The sequence below is a fragment of the Pedobacter psychrodurus genome (assembly GCF_004331735.1).
GTDB classification, from domain to species: domain Bacteria; phylum Bacteroidota; class Bacteroidia; order Sphingobacteriales; family Sphingobacteriaceae; genus Pedobacter; species Pedobacter psychrodurus.
The window spans coordinates 60292-78692 of sequence record NZ_SJSO01000006.1 but is presented as its reverse complement, the minus strand read 5'-3'; the positions used below and the strand labels follow the sequence as shown (position 1 = coordinate 78692).

The window sequence follows — 18401 nt, the reverse complement described above, 5'->3', positions numbered from 1 at the left end:
AGTTTATACAGTAAATAGTTTTAAATGCGCAATTTGCAGGTAACTGAAAACTGGCAACTGAAAACTGATCGTCTGTTTTTAAATTAATCTTTGTATTTTTCGCCTATCATTTAAATTCAATGAAGCTTAATATCCAACCAACAATAATTTTTAGAACCCCTAAATTTTCATATCAATCTGAACTGGTAGATTGTTGGGAGGAATTAAAATTGGCCATTTCAATATCTTCCGCAGCTTTTTACGAAACCATAAAAGAAGTAAAAGCAAACGAATTAAAAGATCTTTCACCTAAAGTTTATTTTACCATCTGGAAATATTTTAACCGTGCGAAATTCCGGTCAACACCTTATGGCACTTTTGCTGGTTTTAGTTTGTTAAGTGATGCCATTAAGCCATCAGAAAGCAGAATAGTAGTTGAAGAAACCCAAAAGGTACGCGAGCTGGTCGATTGGCCTTATAAGAATAATATTCAATTGCCATTGGCAGAACTGTTACAAAAGAACTGCCTCATATTTAGTAACAGCAGTTATTATTTAACACCCAGCAGTATTCGTTACATAGCCTGCACCGATGGTGTTTTTGAGTTGGCTGAGTTAGATCAAGATGACTTTGTAAAACAAATATTAGCGGCTTGCTTAACGCCGGTTAGATTTAACGACCTGGCAAAACAATTAAATTTAAATGATACTGAAACCGAAAACCTGTTTGGTTTGCTGCAGGATATGCACGATTTACAGCTTATTTTTACCAACTACGATCCCAATATTATAGGAGATGATTATTTTGAACGTTTAGGGCTCACCGCTACGGCCGAGTTGCCAAAATATCTTATCGCGCAACGCACAGTACTATCAGGTGGTATTAATGAACGTTTGCTTCAGGCCATTCCAGGCTTGATCAATATACTCCATAGTATAATGCCCGCAAAAGATCGTGATGCCCTTAGCCAGTTTCAGGTCAGGTTTAAAAAGAAATTCGAAGATCAGGAAGTACCGCTTTTATTGGCACTAGATCCAGAAATGGGTGTAGGCTACGATGAGCTGGAGCAAGCCGGTCAAAACAGTGAGTTTATCACACACTTCAATAATAAACCGCCGAAAAAAGCGGAGATAGAAAATATTAAAACGGCATTAAAAACCTACCTGACTGAACAAAAATTCGAAAAAGGTAAAGCTGTTTATCTGAACAAACTTGCCTTGACGCCGAATCAGAAATTAGCCTCTTTACCCAATTCATTTAGCATGGTAATGTCTGTTCACGACGATTTGATTTTTATTGAACAGATAGGTGGAACAACATCAAATGCATTAAGTGGAAGATTTACAATGGCAGCTGATGATGTAGCACAGTATGCTAAAGACATTGCGGCCGCAGAACAACAAGCAAATCCCGAGGTGCTGTTTTTCGATGTGGCCTACATGGTAGAAGCCAATGTAGATAATGTAAACAGGCGAAAACTGATTTATGGACATCAATTATCAATCTTAAATTTTGACACCTCAGCATCGCCACTTGCCTTAAATGATATACAGATTTCGGTTCGCGGCACAGAGATTATTCTTCGATCTAAACGTTTAAATAAACGGCTGGTACCAAGAATGGCTTCTGCCTACAACTACATCCGTTCAGATCTTTCTATATTTAGGTTACTGTGCGATTTGCAACATCAGGGCTTACAAACAAATCTTTCCTTTCCACTCGATACTATTTTCCCTGATTTGGATTATTATCCAAGGTTACAATATCAAAATATAGTTTTAAGCAGTAATAAATGGAGAGTTAAAAAAGAAGCCCTTTTAGGAGCCGATCAAAAGTCGCTATCCATCGCCGACTGTCGATCATACCTGAGTAATTTAGGCGTTAGCGAATATTTTAAAGCAGGTATATCCGATCAAACTTTATGCTTTGCCCTACAAAACGACGATGATATAAATGCTTTTTTGCAATACCTGCAAAAACATGGCAGTACTTACATTGAAGAAATGTTACTGCCCCAAAACAGTATCGTGGTTGATGAAGCAACTAAGCCCTATTTAGCTCAGTTTGTTTTAAGTATAGGTCATGGCGAACAAATTTATCGTGGTTTGGCTAAAACATCCGCAAATGCCGGGGTAACGCGATTTTTCCTGCCAGGTAAAGAATGGTTGTATTTCGAAATTTATTGCCACCAGCAACGCAGTGATCAGATTTTGACGGAAGTAATTGCGCCCTTCCTAACCACTCATACAGATCAGGTCAAATCGTGGTTTTTTATCCGCTACAATGAAAATGGAAACCACATCAGGTTTAGGGTTCAACTAAATAATCCAAGGGATGGGCAGCTATTAACCTCAAAACTCATGGATGATCTGGAATTGTTTTTAAATGCAGGTTTGGTGTCCGATGTGCAGATTAAAACCTATAAGCGTGAGTTAGAGCGTTATGGCAGCAACATGATCGAAGATGTTGAGCAGCATTTTGCTATAGATAGCGCATTTGTATTATCGCTTTTAGAAGCCCAGACTGATGATTTCAACAAATATAAATTATGTAGTCTTTTGGTTTCAAAGATTATCGAATCTAACATTATAGATAAACAAGCCATCAATAAGATTGTGAGATTAATGTCTGATACTTTTAATGAAGAGCACCGCTTAGATGCTACTGATTTTAAAAAATTAAATAGTCATTATCAGGAGTTTCGTAAAGCAGAATGGACGGCACTAACATTGGAGCAGGAGCAAAAGTTCGAAGAGTTTTCAGATTCGTTTATCAAAATTCTTAAACAATGTACTTCCGAAAACGCATTAAAGCTATTGACCGATTTAATGCATATGCACGTAAACAGACTTTTCAGCAAAGATCAGCGAACACATGAAATGGTAATGTACTATTTTCTGCTAAAAGATATTCAGCGTCAAAATGCAATGAAAGCTTAACGGTTTAACCTGGCCAACGGGTTAACAACAGTTACATCTATTTCAGTAATATAGCGGTTAATCGGATCTTTGTAATACCTGAAAATATAATCATTACCATAAAAATTACTAAGGCGCTTGCCAATATTGTCAATTCCTACATGATGGCTTTCTGTCTGTTTGCCTTTATTATCATTAATCATGTTTATGGTGCTGATATTAAGGCTATTTTTTTCGTAAACGATTTTAATAAGCGCCGGTTGAGTAGAGTGCGAAACATTTCCGTGCTTAAATATGTTTTCAACCAAAGTTAATAAGATAAGCGGTGGAAATCTTAATCCGAACATATCGCCCGTCACTTCAAGTTCCAGATTAATTGTGTTAGCCGTTCGGAGTTTATGGAGATTGATCAGGTGTTCAATCTGCTCAATTTCTTCACTTAGTGGAACCATCTCTGATGCTTCAGGGCGTTTTAGGGCATAACGCATCATTTCAGCCAGATTCATAATTGCATCTGCTGCCATCGGTGCCTTTTTGCGGGCGTCGTTATAAATAAAATTTAAAGTATTAAATAAAAAGTGCGGATTGATTTGGCTGCGCAGATAATTATTTTGCGATTGAACCAGATCGTTCTCTAAAGCCTGTTTTTCTATTTGGGTAACCAGGTTCTGTCTTTCAAGCGCTTCTACCTTTTTTTGATCCTGAAATGATTTGATGATATAAACATAGCCCGTAGAATAACCAACAAATAATATTGAACGATAAATGCACGGTAATATAAACTCCCGATCAAAGGATCTTGATGGATTTGCTTCTATTAATCCTATTTTTTCAAATAAGATAATAAGAAGAAATGTAAATACTACGTATGCAAAAATAATAACAACAATGAGTACCGTAATCTTTAAAATTTTTATGGGATTAGATCCCGTTTTTATCATTTTTTTTAGTAAAAAACCATAGGTATAAAATGTTGAAATATTAACGATGTAAACAAGTACATAAGCTCCGGGTTCTCTGAAACTACGGGTTGTTAAACCAAGAATAAATACCTCATAAACGATGTAAAGACTCCATACCAATAAGTGAAACTTGTACTTTTCGTAGAATTTTTTTATATGTAAAAAGTTCATTTTTTTTCTTTTAATCTATTGAAATGGGGTTTTTATCTTCCAAAAGTAGGTGTTTGTGTAAAAAAGTGGTTGAGTCTAATTTTGACGTGCATCTTTACAGAAAATTAATAACAGCGATAACAATAAGAATTTAAATACAATATATTATGAAAACTCAACACACAAATACTTCAGCTAAACTTTCTAAAAAAACTGTTTTTGTTTATAAAAACATCAAAGCTCAAAGCAACTATCAAACTAATCCAACAGGAGATCAAAGTCACACAGTAATGACAAGTTTCATCATGGAATTTTAATTTCATAATTAACTTATTTTAATAATTTATCATCATATTTAATAATTATACCATGAAAACTCAAAATACTGCTAAACTTTCTAAAAAAACTGTTTTTGTTTATAAAAACATCAAAGCTCAAAACAACTATCAAACTAATCCAACAGGAGATCAAAGCCATACAGTAATGACAAGTTTCATCATGGAATTTTAGTCTCCAAACTAATCCACTATCTAAATAATGAGAGAAAGGCTGTGTTCATCTAATTTACTGGTTCCGGTTCGATTTAAGTAAACTGCTCTGTACATAGGTGAAGAAAGCTTCTTTATAACCTTCGCCAATTTGGATCATTTCGTTATTTACCAAACGGATTATATTTCCATCTACTTTTTTAATTGCGGCTTTAGCAACAATGTTTGATTTATTAACACGAATAAATGCGTGGTTTTCTAAGGCCTTTTCAATTTCCTTAAGTGTAAGGTAGGTAGTATGGGTTTCAGATTTAGTAATAATCTGTATATAATTCTGTAGCGCTTTGATGTAAAGTATTTCATCAATGGCGATGTTAGAAAAAGCATATTTATGGTCGCCTTTAATATAAAGGGCCGCTACCTGATCAGCTTCTTTCGTGCTAACTTTGGTATTATTTGCTTCCTTTTTTAAAATCCTATCAATACCTAATGCAAATTTGGCAAACGAAATAGGTTTTAATAAGTACTGATCTGATTGTACATCAAATGCTTGCAGGGCATAATCAGGATGAGCAGTAGTAAAAATCAAATATTTTGCTTTTTCTCTGATATTTTTAGCCAGTTCCAATCCATTTATTCCTGGCATATCAATATCCATAAACAATAAATCAATTTCGTCCGCAGTACTTATTTCAGTAAGTGCCTGGACAGGACTGGTAAAAGTTTTAAAAACTGTTAAACCAGGCATTTCCGCAATATGGTCAGTTAATACTTCAATTGCATGTTGCTCGTCGTCTATAACAACGCATTTTAGATTCATGAGTATAAATATGTTTGTTTATTTGATTTGAATGCAAGTTAAATAAAAATGAATTGAATTAACAAATGCACCAAAAAAAACTTATCTCAGGTTTCGTCTAAAAAAAACCTAGGTTTCGTGTAATATTCTGGGTGGTTGATGTAAAAAAATTATCCATACCCCTTCTTTTTATAATCTTTATACTGTTTGCCAAAAACAAAATAATTAGCAGTGAAAACTACTAATTGTAAAAAACATCTGCCTGCCCAATCTTGTGTAGCCTGTAGATAATACAATTAAAAACAGGCCATACAATACTGGGTTAAAGATTTATTAAAAACAAAAATACCGAAAAGCAAAAATATACCCCTACATCTACCAAGCCTCCACATGAAACACAACGAATACGAGTATTTACTTAATAAAATCTACTACAAGGGGATTCTAAAAAATCAAGGAATCAACTCAGATATGTACCAGAGAATGCAAAATGAATATAGCAATCTTGATGGGCAAAACCTTGTTAAGGGCCAATTAGATGGCGAATACGCATTCAGAAAATCTTTCCTGGTTGTACGTAACTACGTTCAGCAGGCGATAAAAGATGGGATGAAGAGTTTTCAGTTTACCATGCAGGCAACTGATATCAATAAACTAACCTACATGGTTGATATGTTGAACAGAAACTTTTTTGATAAACAAAGTCTAGATCAAATTATTATCACAGCAAATTCGGTATTTAACCAATACAATTTAAAAAACTAACTACCTATAATAGATCATAACATGGAATTGAAAGACGAAATCGGGCAGTTTGCCGTAAGAATTAAGAAAATGCTTCCACAAGTTCAATCTGAGGATTTAACAAGGAATGCGTTAGTAATGCCTTTTATCCAAATCTTAGGATTTGATCCTTCTGAGGTTCAATCTGAAGCTGTTCTAGACTTCGGAGTTAAAAAAAGTAAAAAAGTTGATTACACCATTATGAAAGATGGCGAACCAACAATTCTTGTTGAATGTAAACACCATAACGATAATTTAGATATTCACGATTCACGCCTATCTAAATACTTCCGTAAAACAAAAGCTAAATATGGTTTATTAACCAATGGTTTAGTATACCGCTTTTACACAGAGAAAATGGTGAGATCAAAGAAAAATCAAGAGCCATTATTCGAATTTAAAATAACCGATACCAAAGCTGCTACCATTGCTAAAATGATCGAAGATCACAAAGATTACTTCAATGTAGATCATAAAACTAATGTAGTAGCAAGCTAAAAAATATTAATTTTAATCTAAGAGTTCCCGAAAATTCTTACCTAAAAGTCTTGATTTAATCAGGGCTTTTTTTATGCCCGCTCACCAAATAAAAAGGGAGAAACCGATTCGATTTCTCCCTTTAACTATAACAGGATTTCCTGATTAAATTAATTCTACACTTCTGCTTACAAAGGCTGTTAATTCTGCACCAGTTAACATACCTTGTGCTAAAAGCGCTAAATCTACTGCTTGTTTAGCCAGGTTGCTTTGCTCTTCACCTTCAGCTTTTAAAATTTTACTTACCAATTTATGGTTTCCGTTAATGGCAACTTTGTAATTGTCGGGCATTTGGCCATAAAAGCCCATTCCACCACCCATTGCAGCCATATCTTTCATTCGGCGCATAAATTCATCCATGGTAATGGTAACTGGTAACTCTTCAGGGTGTAAAGCCACAATTTCTACATGCATACCTGGTTTGGTAATGGCTTTTTCAAAAATAGTGGTTACTTCTTTTACCTGATCTTCAGTTAAAACATGCTCGTTTTGTTCGTCTTTCTCAATTAATTTATCCGCAACACTAGAGTCAACACGTTTTATAGACGTTTTCTCCAGTTTTTGCTCCAATTGATTAATAAAGTGATTGTCGATTGGCGAATCAAGCACTAAAACATCATAATCTTTCTTATTGGCCGATTGGATAAATGCATCTTGTTTAGCAGCATCATTGGTATATAAATAAACCAATGTGCCGTTTTTATCCGTTTGCAAGGCTGTTACCTTCTCTTTATACTCAGGAAGTGTGAAAAGCTCGTTTTTAGTGTTGCCAACTAAAGCAAAGTCTTTGGCTTTATCGTAAAACTTCTCTTCACTGATCATACCGTATTTTACAAAAAGACCAATGTCTTTCCATTTATCTTCGTAAGCTTTACGGTCTTTAGCAAATAATTCGCCTAATTTATCAGCAACCTTTTTAGTAATGTAGTTATTGATCTTTTTAACGTTGCTGTCGGCCTGTAAGAAACTACGCGATACATTTAATGGAATATCAGGAGAATCGATTACACCGTGCAATAACATCAAAAACTCAGGAACAATATCCTTAACCTCGTCGGTAATAAATACCTGGCGAGAGTACAATTTAATTTTATTGCGCTGCATTTCGAAATCGTTTTTCAATTTAGGGAAATACAGTACGCCTGTTAAATTAAAAGGATAATCAACATTTAGGTGGATCCAGAATAATGGTTCTTCACTAAATGGATATAATTCGCGGTAAAAGTTTAAATAATCTTCATCTGACAAATCTGCAGGAGCTTTTGTCCAGATCGGGTTGGTGGTGTTGATAATGTTATCAACTTCAACATCGTTATACTTTGCTTTACCTTCTTCATCTACGCCATCTTCAACCGATTCTGTTTTAGTACCAAACTTAATTGGCACTGGTAAAAATTTAGCGTATTTATTAAGAATTTCCTGAAGTTTACTTTCCTCTAAAAACTCTTCCGAATCTTTGTTTACATGAAGGATAATATCAGTACCGCGTGTAGTTTTAGTGCCTTCAGTAATTTCAAATTCTGTACTGCCATCGCAAACCCAACGTGCAGGTTCAGCGTCATCTTGGTATGATAAAGTTTGAATCTCAACTAAATCTGCAACCATAAAGGCCGAGTAGAAACCCAAACCGAATTTACCGATGATTTCATTGGCATCTTTAGCATCTTTAAATTTCTCTACAAACTCACTTGCGCCAGAAAATGCAACTTGGTTAATGTATTTTTTAATCTCTTCGGCAGTCATCCCCAAGCCATTATCGCTAATGGTAATGGTTTTTGCATCCTTATCAACCGCAACTTGCACCAATGGTTGACCAACTTCGCCACTAAACTGACCTAATGAACCTAGTCTTTTAATTTTCTGGACTGCATCTACTGCGTTAGAAACCAACTCACGAAGAAAAATTTCGTTATCAGAGTATAAAAACTTCTTAATTATCGGGAAAATATTCTCAGTGTGTATGGAGATATTTCCTTTTTCTTGTATGCTCATATGTAAATAAATTGTTTAATCTATATCCTGCATAACAAGGGTTGTTCCAAAAGAATTTGTTTGCCAAAATGACAGATGAGCGAGTCGTCATTGCGAAGCCAATTCTTCATTGGCTTCGCAATCCAACTTGTAAATAATTTTCTCGTTATTCAAAATTACTAACTCGAATTACAGTCGAAATGAGATTGCCCCAAAAAATTGAAAAATCATTTTTTGCAATGACGAAAGTCTAGGGCTTGTTTATAAATAAAACTTAAGCCTGTGTTTTCACTTTTCCATAATCTCATTCAGTGTGAGGTATTTTTCCATAAAATAAAAGTATTGCCCGCCAAAAAACTATTTTAAACAAAAAAGGTTAGCTTTAACTAACCTTTAAATCCTTAATTATTTTGTTTTACTTTTAACATGTCCCTATACCTAATTGGTACATCAATATTAAAGTAATTTACACCACCAAAAAATTGTTCAATACCATCTTTAAAAACAACTTTAAAACTACTTTTTTTAATTGTATCTTCAATTTTTTGAATTTCCTCAGCGGTAATTAATGATGTGTTTCTTATAACAAACTCCATTTCAATTGGATCACCCGTCGGTGCAACCTTAAAATTAATACTTAACCAATCTCCATAGCCCATTGGCATTTTTTCAAGTGTACTTAACGGAATTATACTTGAACATATTTTAATTAGTAATTTTTCATCTAATTTCATGTTCTGAACTATGGAAATACCTTTTGGTAAGTTTGGTGCCACAGGTTTTAAGTTAGTAAGTTTATTGTTGGAATTTCTAACAACGATATATTTATTACCCTCTTTTTGGATTTTATAAGTTAAACTGGAAATTTTTATTTGATCATTATTTATTTTAGCTATTGGTTTTTGAGCGCTACAAGCAGTTGTCGAAATAATTATAATTATTATCAGGATTAAATTTTTCATTTTATTTACAGTTAGAAGTTGAAAATAAGTTAAGCAATGAGGTTGGTTTTAAATTGTAATCGATAGCGCCCATATTTGCATAGCCAGATATTGTTTAAATTTTTCATAAAATAAAAATATTGCCTGCCAAAAAACTGTTTTACACAAAAAGGTTAGCTTTCACTAACCTTTAAATCCTTAATTATTTTGTTTCGCCTTTAACATATCAATATATCTAATTGGTACATCAATATTAAAATAATTTACACCACCAAAAAATCGTTCGATGCCATTTGTGAATGTAAATTTAAATGTGCTATTCTTTATTGCCTTTTCAATTTTCTGAATTTCCTCTGCTGTAACCAGAGACGTATTTCTAATTAAAAATTCCATTTCAAGTGGTTCTCCCATACTACTTACTTTGAATCTTATTGATAGCCAATCTCCATAACCTACAGGTAAATCTTTGAGGGTATTTAATGGGATTATATTAGCACATATTTGGGTAAGTTGTTTTCTGCTGAATTTCATATTTTGAACCACAGAAATATCTTTTGGTAGATTTGGACTTAGAGGTTTTATCGCTGTTAATTTGTTATTTGAGTTAATGATTTCTGTGTAGGTATCTGTTGGCTTTTTTATATCGTAAGTTACATTAGATGTTTTAACTTGATTACTATTTATTTTTGCTACAGGCTTTTGTGCTTTACATGCAACTGATATTATTATACAGAAATATAGTATTGATATTAAATTTTTCATATTATTTGCAATTAGAAGTAGAAAATATATTTAGTAAAGAATTTGGTTTTAAATTGTAATCTATGTTACCCATATTGGCATAGCCAGAATATTGCCTTAAAAACTATTTTAAACAAAAAAAGTTAGCTTTCACTAACCTTTTGAATCAAACTAATTAGCTCTCTTAGCTTTCAACATATCACTATAGGATACAGGAATATCTAATTCAAAATAATTTATATCTTTCAAAAATCGTTCGACCCCTTGTTTAAAAGTAACTCTGAACTGACCATTTTTCAATTCTTTTTCTATTAGATTTAACTGGCTTGATGTAATTAGAGAAGTGTTTTTTACTAAAAATTCCATTTCAATCGGATAGCCTTTTTCACTCATTTTTAAGCTAATAAATAAATAGTCATTCATGCCATTGGGTAATTGTCTTAACGTTTCTAGTGGGATAACGTTCGCACAAATTTTGGTTATTAGGTTCACATCTATTTTCATGTAATCTTTTATTCTAATACCAACTGGCAAATTTGGTGCAATCAACTTCTTATTCGTAAAAATGTTTTTCGTATTTATTAATTGAGTGCGCTTATCATCAGGTTTTTCTACCAAATATTTCTCACCCGCAACCTTAATAGTTCCCTCTTTCACCTTTGAAATAGGTTGTTGTGCATTACAGGCAGTTATTAAGAAAATATAAGAAAGTAAAATTACTATTGAATTTTTCATATTATTTGCAATTAGAAGTTGAGAATAGGTTTAATAAAGAGTTAGGTTTTAAATTGTAATCGATAGCGCCCATATTTGCATAGCCAGAATATTGTTTAAATTTTTCCATAAAGTAATAATACTGTCCATCAAAATCGCTGAATGTTTTGGGATACTTGGTATTATTTGCGGTAATGCTATTCAACCAAACGACATATTCATCTTTTATAGGTTGTGGGACATTACTATTGTTTAATGCATCTTGGCTTATTCTATCTCTAATGATATCTCCATATAGAGCAGTTTCAAATTCAATATTTGGGTAACCATTGGGGTAATTTCCATTTGAACCAATAGCATATTGGTCTGTTCCGTTTGTTAAAAAATTATCCTGATAGGCATGAAAAAACTCGTGCTCAAACGTATTGGTTAAGCTTAGTGAAAAATCACTTTGAAAATTAAACGTATTATTGACAGTATTATAACTTTGTTGGGCAGACATGTTCGTATTGGTACAAAAACTAAACTTTGCGCCCTTACTAATCATCATATCGTATTGCTTTTTATGCAAACATGCCCATTCTGTATTTCCATCACCTGATATAAATCTACCAAAAAGCTCTGTTAAGCTACTCAGCTGTGGCCCACTTAGACAGTGATTTTTAATTATTTTACTTAAGCTGTCAAGCGTTGGATCTATATCGGATGGGGGACTGCCATCTTCAGGTGTTGGATATTGTTCTTCATGCTCACCACCACTACCACCTGCACAGCCAGTACTATACAGATATGTCCAAGTTTCACTCACCGCTATGCCATCTTGCCAATGTGTTTCTACCCAGAAATGATGAGTACATCCTGCGGTCATTATTAAGTTTTCTTTTAATTTACCTAAACTTTGCAGTTTGTTTAACTTTAAGCTTTTGTATTTTACTGAATCTTCATCATCAACAGTTATATTTTTGACCTTGGCTTCTGTATTTGCATTGTTATGTATTGCTGGGAATGCTATGTGATAAAGTTTTAGTGGTGATAATTTAACGGTGTCACTAACATTTTCTTTAAAATGGTTAAGCATTTTGAATTTTTTATCACTATCCTTGTAACTGATTACTAAATTTAGCTCGCCTTCTTTTTGAGATAATTCATAAAGATTGGTTTTTACAGGTATAACGATAGCTAAAGATTGATCTTCCAAGATCTCCGTTTGTATTTTATCCCATTCTGGCTCATTTTTAATTAAAATAGAATCTCCTTCATTTGTACTTAAATGATTTGAGGTATTTTTAGCTTGATTAATATACCAATTTTTTGCATCAGCTATTTTTTCTTGCAATGTTAGGCTTTTCAAATTATCCTTTTTACAGGAGTTTAAAAGAAGAATGAGTAGCATTAAAATTATTGGCGTGAGTATCCAATAGAAGTTTTTTTTCATGTTGTTAATTTAGATTATGCAAAAAGTTGAGAGATAATGACGTAAAAGTAATGATATTTAGTTATTTTATGATATTTATTGAGTAATTGATAAAATTCCCAATCTTGTAAATAAAAAAGCCAAGAAAATTTAAAATCCTCTTGGCTAAATATTTTAATGTTGGATTAACTTAATTTAAAAGAAAACTTGGTTTATCTTCTTCCAGTGAAAGAATTTTAGTGATCTTTTTAAGCAACACATCCATTTGGAATGGTTTTGATAAGAAATCGTCCTGGCCGTAGTTTAAGGTGGTAAAATCTTTCGGATCGTATAAACCAGAAATCAGTAAAATTGGAATTTTAGAAGTGCTTTCTATCGATTTTAACTGCTCACATAAAACACGCCCATCAATATGGCCAAGAGAAATATCCAGTAAGATTAAATCAGGGTTAAAATTTTCAATTCTGTTAAAAATTTCCTCGCCATCATTCAGTGCCGAAACTTTAAACCCTCCGATTTCCAGTATTAATTGTATGGTTTCTAAAACCTCAATATCGTCATCTACTACCAGTATTCTCTTCATATGTGTTAGCATTTATATGCCGTTAAAAAATATAACAAAAGTTTATGTTGTTATGTTTACAATCTTAAGAATATTTTAACAATAAATTTATAGTAACTAAAAAATAGACTTCGATTTTAACTTGCTTGTTGTACGATGCCTTCTTTATTTAAGATAAAATTAAATAACTCTTCAATAGGTTTCTGCAGTATTTTTCCAGGTTCAATGCCGTTTTCTAATAACACCGAAATTAATGTTTCCTGATAATAATAAGCTATTGAACCTACAAAATGGCATGGCACATTTTTATGTTTAGGATAATCTTTAACATTGGTATCAACAAACTCCTGAAAACCTGTTCTTAGAATATCCTGGATAAATGGATGGTCTTTATGGTTGGCCATGAAGCGGCTAAAACCAGCTAAATAAATGTTTGGAAAAGGCTTTTGGTAAACATTGGTAATAATCTGTTCCTTATCAGCCGGGAAAGTTGTTTTAAACTCTGCTGCTAAATTGGTAGGCATTTTATTGTAGAGGTAGCTTAATAGCACTTTTTTGCCGAAAAAGGTACCAGAACCTTCGTCACCCAGAACATAGCCCAAGCCATGATGACCGTCGTGAATTTTCTTTCCATCGAAATAACAGATATTCGATCCGGTGCCTAAAATACAGTTTAAGCCTTCGGCATTTCCGCAGGTGGCATATACCGAACCCAGAAGATCATGATCTACTGAAATAAAAGCATTACCAAAAACGGCTGACAGGCCATTTGAAACTACTTCATGTTTGTCGGGTGAAGAACAACCGGCTCCAAAAAAGTAAATTTCCTTTACCTCCTCCGCATATTGTAACAAGGATTCATTTTTAGAAATCAGCTTGGTAATTTCTTGCTCACTTAAGAAATAAGGGTTTATTCCAGGAGTGCTAAATTTAATGGTTTCGCCATTATGATAGCCCATCCAATCGGTTTTTGATGAGCCACTATCTGCAACAAGTATCATGGGACTAAATATAAAAATTAATTAGATAAATTTATATTCCCACTGATTTCTTTCAATGTAGTTTCGGCTATTTTAGCCTGATATTGCATTTCTATGAAACGGTTTTTTGCATCAATCGCGTTACGTTGTGCTTCTCTTAACTCTAAAGGGGCTATGCTACCTAGACGGTATTTTGCTAAAGTAATATCTAAGTTTTCTTTTGCAATATCTACATTTCGTTGCTCTAATTTGATCAGACCTAAATAGGTACTGTAATTTTCGTAGGCAGTAAGCAATTGCGAATTCACATCCAGCTTGGTTTTGTTCAGATTAAGGGTCGAATTATTGATCTCTATTTTTGCATTACGTTCTTGCTGACGCTGTAAAAAACCATTAAATAAATTTATACTCGCTGTAACGCCGTAAGTAAGTCCATTTGCAGCAAATTTTTGGTTAAAACCTGTAGGGCTGGTACTGTTTGCCCTGCTATAACCAGAATTTAGGCTAACTGATGGATACCGTGCTCCACGAATAGATTTTAAATTTAACGAAGCAATGCGTTGGTTAATAAAGGCATTCTGCACATTCGGATTCTGTTGTTCAGCCATTTCTGCCATTTTGCTAAACAGGATACCTTTATCTACGTCAATGTTATTTACAACAGAAAAAGGTGTGCCAATATCTCTAACCATTAATTGATTTAAACGAACTTTAGCTACCTGTAAGGCATTTTTGCTCTGTAGGTAATTTGAAGTATCGGTATTATAATCAACCTGTGCGGTTAATACATCCAGTTTAGAACCGCGGCCAAGCTGTAATTTTGTTTTGGCAATACTGGTACGCAATACCGAAACATCCATAGCACTATCAGCAGCTATAACCAATTGCTGTTGTCTTACAATATCATAATAAGCCGTAATTACATCCGCCACAGTGGTTAAAATGGTTAACCGTGAGTTTAGCTCACCCTGTTTTTGCAGTTCCTTTAAACGGTCGTAATTGGCGAACATGCTAAAGCCATCAAAAATGGTCCAGTTTAAATCGGCACCATAACTGTTATTCGTACTTTTTGCTCCTGTAATTACCCGATCAGGACCAGTTGCAGGGGTTTGCCGGGTGTTCTGGATACTCCCACCATTGGTATAACTTCCAGATAAGTTAGGTAACATACCAGCATTACCGATATTGGCATTGTTCTTTGCCATATCTACCTGGTTTTTACTGATTTTGATGTCGTAATTATTCTGTAAAGCAATGGTAATGGCTTCCTGCAAGCTCAGCTGTTCTTGTGCAAAGCCCGTAAGGGATAAGCTTAACAGTAGGATAAATATTTTTAATTTCTTGCTCATCTTATTCTTCTGTGTGTAAAGCTTCTTGTTCAAAACGATGGGCATCTTTTAATTCTTTATTCGGTTTGTATGGTTTAGCCCAGTAAGAATAAATTGCTGGGATTACAAATAAGGTTAAAACCAAGGAGAATAATGTCCCGCCTACAATTACGGTTCCCATACTCATTCTGCTTTTTGCTGCGGCACCTAAAGCCAATGCAATAGGTAAAGCACCAATAGCAATGGCCAAACTGGTCATTAAAATTGGGCGCAAACGCGAAACAGCAGCTTCACGTATGGCTTCGGGAATCGGAATGCCCTTTTCTTTTAACTGGTTGGCAAATTCAACAATTAAAATACCATTTTTAGTTACCAGACCAATAAGCATAATGGTACCGATCTGGCTGAAGATATTCCAGCTTTGACCGCATAACCATAGCGATAAAAATGCACCTGCAACGGCCATAGGTACGGTTAAAATAATAATAATCGGATCTTTAAAACTTTCAAACTGTGCCGAAAGAATTAAATAAACCAGTAGGAGCGCCAAGCCGAATGCAAAGAAGGTATTTGAAGAACTTTCTTTAAAATCACGCGATTCTCCGCTTAAATCGGTAGAGAAAGTTTCATCCAATACTTTTTTAGAAATGGCATCCATGGCATCTATACCTTCACCAATACTTTTCCCTGGTGCCAAACCTGCCGAAACAGTTGCTGCGATAAAACGGTTGTTCCTGTACAACTGTGGCGGGCTACTTTCTTCTTTTGCGGTAACCACATTGTCTAGCTGAACCAATTCGCCCTTATCATTACGTACGTAAACCGAGCTCAAATCTAATGGGTCTTTCCGATCTCCTCGATCGAACTGGCCAATTACCTGGTATTGTTTTCCATTCATGAAGAAATACGAAAACCTTTGACCGCTTAAACCTAAATTTAAGGTTTGGGCAATGGCAGATATAGAAACGCCTAAATTTTTTGCCTTATCTCTGTCGATGGTTAAGTTAATTTCAGGCTTGTTAAATTTCAGGTTCACATCCGAAACGGTGAATGTTGGGTCTTTTGATACCGCATCCATAAACAAAGGAATTTTCTCCCTTAATTTTTCAAAATTTTGTGCCTGGATGATGTAGCTAATTGGCAATCCACCGCGACGACCAACGGAGATGGTTGGCTGTTGGTTCACAATGGTTTTACCTTCGGTATATTTCTTTGTGATGCGTGTAAGCATATCGGCAATGTCTTTTTGCGAACGTGTACGCTCTTCAGGATCTACCAAACCCATCCTCACAAAACCAGAGTTTACAGCGCCCGAGCCGCCAAAACCAGGAGAGGTGATGGTAATGTTCACATTTTTTTCGGGAACAGAATCGAGAACCAATTGATTCAATTTCATAATAAACTGATCAGTATAGGTAAAAGATGCACCTTCTGGAGTAGTTGCATTAATGTTTATCGCACTTCTATCATCATAGGGAGCGGTTTCTTTTGGTAAAATCTTCCAGAATAAGAAAATTAAGCCCATACACACCAAAATAATCGGAACGGAAAGCCATCTTTTATCCAAAAATTTATTCAGATTCGATTCGTAGGCATCATTTAATTTCACAAAATAGGGTTCTGTCCAATTGTAAAACCTGGATGGTTTATGTCCACCCTTTTTCATCAGGTAGGCATTTAACATTGGTGTTAAGGTAAGTGATACAAAGGCGGAGATTAGTACCGCTGCCCCGATTACCACACCGAACTCTCTAAATAAGCGGCCAACAAATCCCTGTAAGAAAATTACCGGTAAAAATACGGCTGCTAGGGTAATGGAAATCGAAATTACGGCAAAAAAGATTTCATTTGATCCTTTAATGGCTGCCTCGAAAGGAGACATGCCCTCTTCAACCTTTTTAAAGATATTTTCGGTAACCACAATACCATCATCTACCACCAATCCTGTAGCCAGTACAATAGCCAATAAACTCAATACGTTTATTGAAAAGCCGAAGGCATACATGATAAAGAAAGTGAAAACCAGCGATACAGGGATATCGATCAATGGTCTGAAGGCAATGGCCCAATCTCTAAAGAAAAGGTAGATGATCAAAATTACCAGTACCAGCGATAGGCCAATGGTTTCGGCCACTTCGGTTACCGAACGTTTAATGAAAAGGGTATTATCTAATGCAACCTTCAGTTTAATATCTTGAGGGATATCGGCTTTTAACTTATCAAAACGTTTGTAAAACTCTTTACTGATGTCGAGGTAATTGGCTCCTGGCTGAGGGATAATAGCAATGGCCACCATCGGCCTGCCCGATTCACGCAGAATGGTTTCTTCGTTTTCAGGCCCTAAAACTGCATAACCTACATCTTTTAATTTAACTACCTGATTACTATCGGCTTTTAAGATTAAATTGTTAAACTGACTTTCGTTAGTAAGTTTACCTAAAGTTTTAACCGTTAATTCGGTAGTAGCTCCGGTAATTTTTCCTGATGGAAGCTCTACGTTTTCGTTGTCTAAGGCGGTAACAATATCCTGCGAAGTTAAACCATAAGCACTCAGTTTATTCGGGTCCATCCAAATACGCATGGCATATTTCCTTTGACCCTGGATTTGTACGCTACTAACCCCTGGAATAGTTTGGATACGGTCGGCAATTACGTTTTCGGCAAAATCACTTAGTTCAAGTGTATTGCGTTTATCGCTTTGGATCGTCAGTGATAAAATCGGATCAGAGTTGGCATCGGCCTTACTTACTACAGGTAAACCATCAATATCTTTAGGTAAGGTTCTTGCGGCTTGCGATACTTTATCACGCACATCGTTTGCTGCCTCTTCGATATTTTTATCGAGGTTAAATTCTATGGTAATGTTACTCGTTCCCTGGTTACTTGATGAAGAAATATTTCTGATTCCATCAATAGAGTTGATCGATTTTTCTAAAGGTTCGGTAATCTGCGATTCGATAATATCTGAGTTAGCCCCAGGATAGGAGGTTCTTACTGAAACTACGGTTGGGTCAATTGATGGGTATTCGCGAACACCCAAAAAGGTATAACCGATTATCCCGAATAGGACAATCAGTAAGTTCATCACAATGGCCAAAACTGGCCTTTTTATACTCGTGGTGGAGATACTCATA

At 34.7% G+C, this 18401-nt stretch carries 16 protein-coding genes; 5 read left to right on the top strand and 11 right to left on the bottom strand.

What is annotated here, in order from left to right:
- Positions 1-119: 119 nt before the first annotated feature.
- Entirely contained in the window at positions 120-2918 is a 2799-nt protein-coding gene (locus EZ456_RS08815) for a lantibiotic dehydratase (protein ID WP_131529309.1), read from the top strand.
- On the opposite strand, the gene EZ456_RS08810 is transcribed toward EZ456_RS08815, so the two are convergent.
- Entirely contained in the window at positions 2915-4030 is a 1116-nt protein-coding gene (locus tag EZ456_RS08810) for a sensor histidine kinase (RefSeq protein WP_131529307.1), read from the bottom strand. The two genes, EZ456_RS08815 and EZ456_RS08810, sit on opposite strands and share 4 nt — an antisense overlap.
- Before the next feature lie 146 nt (positions 4031-4176).
- On the opposite strand from EZ456_RS08810, the gene EZ456_RS25080 reads away from it, so the two are divergent.
- A complete protein-coding gene (locus tag EZ456_RS25080) occupies positions 4177-4326 on the top strand; it encodes a hypothetical protein (protein WP_165501285.1) in 150 nt (49 codons plus the stop codon).
- Positions 4327-4378: 52 nt separating this feature from the next.
- A complete protein-coding gene (locus tag EZ456_RS25075; protein WP_165501284.1) occupies positions 4379-4519 on the top strand; it encodes a hypothetical protein in 141 nt (46 codons plus the stop codon).
- A gap of 54 nt (positions 4520-4573) precedes the next feature.
- Here EZ456_RS25075 and EZ456_RS08805 read toward each other — a convergent pair whose 3' ends face one another.
- Positions 4574-5317: a LytR/AlgR family response regulator transcription factor gene (locus EZ456_RS08805; RefSeq protein ID WP_131529305.1), complete on the bottom strand. Its 744-nt coding sequence runs from the start codon at positions 5315-5317 to the stop codon at positions 4574-4576.
- A gap of 369 nt (positions 5318-5686) precedes the next feature.
- Between EZ456_RS08805 and EZ456_RS08800 the strand changes: the two genes are divergently transcribed.
- Both EZ456_RS08800 and EZ456_RS08795 read left to right on the top strand, forming a co-directional pair.
- Positions 5687-6061 (top strand): hypothetical protein, encoded by a 375-nt coding sequence (locus EZ456_RS08800; RefSeq protein WP_131529303.1) that lies wholly within the window; start codon positions 5687-5689, stop codon positions 6059-6061.
- Positions 6062-6082: 21 nt separating this feature from the next.
- Positions 6083-6577, top strand: coding sequence for a type I restriction enzyme HsdR N-terminal domain-containing protein (locus EZ456_RS08795; protein WP_131529301.1), 495 nt, complete (start codon positions 6083-6085; stop codon positions 6575-6577).
- A 144-nt stretch (positions 6578-6721) separates the two neighbouring features.
- Here EZ456_RS08795 and htpG read toward each other — a convergent pair whose 3' ends face one another.
- From htpG to EZ456_RS08750, 9 genes are all read right to left on the bottom strand, one after another.
- Entirely contained in the window at positions 6722-8608 is a 1887-nt protein-coding gene (gene htpG, locus EZ456_RS08790; protein ID WP_205945057.1) for a molecular chaperone HtpG, read from the bottom strand.
- A gap of 380 nt (positions 8609-8988) precedes the next feature.
- Positions 8989-9549: a hypothetical protein gene (locus EZ456_RS08785; protein WP_131529299.1), complete on the bottom strand. Its 561-nt coding sequence runs from the start codon at positions 9547-9549 to the stop codon at positions 8989-8991.
- Between the two features lie 177 nt (positions 9550-9726).
- Positions 9727-10290, bottom strand: a complete 564-nt coding sequence (locus EZ456_RS08780; RefSeq protein WP_131529297.1) for a hypothetical protein — start codon at positions 10288-10290, stop codon at positions 9727-9729.
- A gap of 150 nt (positions 10291-10440) precedes the next feature.
- Entirely contained in the window at positions 10441-11004 is a 564-nt protein-coding gene (locus EZ456_RS08775; protein WP_131529295.1) for a hypothetical protein, read from the bottom strand.
- Position 11005: 1 nt separating this feature from the next.
- Entirely contained in the window at positions 11006-12418 is a 1413-nt protein-coding gene (locus tag EZ456_RS08770) for a hypothetical protein (RefSeq protein WP_131529293.1), read from the bottom strand.
- Positions 12419-12587: 169 nt separating this feature from the next.
- Positions 12588-12980, bottom strand: a complete 393-nt coding sequence (locus tag EZ456_RS08765; protein WP_165501283.1) for a response regulator — start codon at positions 12978-12980, stop codon at positions 12588-12590.
- Positions 12981-13096: 116 nt separating this feature from the next.
- Complete coding sequence (locus tag EZ456_RS08760; protein WP_225876503.1) at positions 13097-13960, bottom strand: N-acetylglucosamine kinase; 864 nt, start codon at positions 13958-13960, stop codon at positions 13097-13099.
- A 17-nt stretch (positions 13961-13977) separates the two neighbouring features.
- Positions 13978-15288 carry a TolC family protein gene (locus tag EZ456_RS08755; protein WP_131529289.1) on the bottom strand — a complete coding sequence of 437 codons (1311 nt, stop codon included), beginning with the start codon at positions 15286-15288 and terminating at the stop codon, positions 13978-13980.
- A 1-nt stretch (position 15289) separates the two neighbouring features.
- On the bottom strand, positions 15290-18400 hold the full coding sequence (locus tag EZ456_RS08750; RefSeq protein WP_131529287.1) for an efflux RND transporter permease subunit: 3111 nt from the start codon (positions 18398-18400) through the stop codon (positions 15290-15292).
- Between the last annotated feature and the right edge of the window lies 1 nt (position 18401).